Below are 354 nucleotides of genomic sequence, written 5' to 3'. Positions count from 1 at the left end.
TGAAGGACCTCGGATTCACCCTCCAGCAGGTCCGGGACATCGTGGACGAGAAGGTCGGTGCCGAGGAACTGCGCGGCATGCTGCGGCTGCGGCGGGCCGGGCTGGGGACCGCCATGGCCGCCGCGTCGGCCCGGCTGGGCCCGGGCGGGGGGGGGGTCCCCGCCGTCGAGAGGGGGGGGGGCATTCCCCCCCCCCTCCCGTCCCCTGGGACCCCCCCCCCCCCCGGGCCCAGCCGGCCCGACGCGGCGGCCATGGCGGTCTCCACCTCGGCCCGCCGCAGCCGCAGCATGCCGCGCAGTTCCTCGGCACCGACCTTCTCGTCCACGATGTCCCGGACCTGCTGGAGGGTGAATC

The 354-nt window shown here is 76.8% G+C and carries 2 pseudogenes; one reads left to right on the top strand and one right to left on the bottom strand.

What is annotated here, in order from left to right:
• Positions 1-188 (top strand): annotated as a pseudogene (locus tag ADK54_RS47535) (MerR family transcriptional regulator); the annotation flags it as partial.
• Positions 189-229: 41 nt separating this feature from the next.
• Here ADK54_RS47535 and ADK54_RS47530 read toward each other — a convergent pair.
• A pseudogene (locus ADK54_RS47530) lies at positions 230-354 on the bottom strand (MerR family transcriptional regulator); the annotation flags it as partial.

Source organism: Streptomyces sp. WM6378 (assembly GCF_001279695.1).
GTDB lineage: Bacteria > Actinomycetota > Actinomycetes > Streptomycetales > Streptomycetaceae > Streptomyces.
This window is presented reverse-complemented; position numbering and strand designations above follow the sequence as displayed.